The organism is Roseicyclus salinarum, assembly GCF_029624655.1.
GTDB lineage: Bacteria > Pseudomonadota > Alphaproteobacteria > Rhodobacterales > Rhodobacteraceae > Roseibacterium > Roseibacterium salinarum.
This window is the reverse complement of the sequence record NZ_JARRSA010000067.1, coordinates 1-345: the sequence shown is the minus strand read 5'-3', so window position 1 is coordinate 345 and position 345 is coordinate 1. Positions and strand designations below refer to the sequence as shown.

Annotated in this window: 1 protein-coding gene; it reads left to right on the top strand. The window is 64.1% G+C overall.

What is annotated here, in order from left to right; all coding sequences use genetic code 11:
• Positions 1-345: fatty acid desaturase (locus tag P6F26_RS19750; protein ID WP_278030400.1), on the top strand; the 345-nt coding region annotated here is incomplete at both ends.

Below are 345 nucleotides of genomic sequence, written 5' to 3'. Positions count from 1 at the left end.
GGTCCGTTCTACCTGTTCTTCCTGCGCAACCGGCTGCCGCATGGTCTCATGCAGGCTGGCGCGAAGTACTGGGTCAGCGCGATGGGCACCAACGCAGCGATCGCGGCGCTTCTGGCCGGGATCGGCTATCTTGGCGGCATCGACTTGCTTTTCTTCGTGTTCCTGCCGACGATGCTCGTCGCAGCCTCGATCGGGGTCTGGCTGTTCTACGTCCAGCACCAGTTCGACGAGACGAGCTGGGACCATGAGGACGACTGGCAGCTCCATGAGGCGGCGTTGCACGGCAGTTCGCACTACGTCCTGCCGGGCCCGCTGCGCTGGCTCACCGCCAACATCGGGATACAC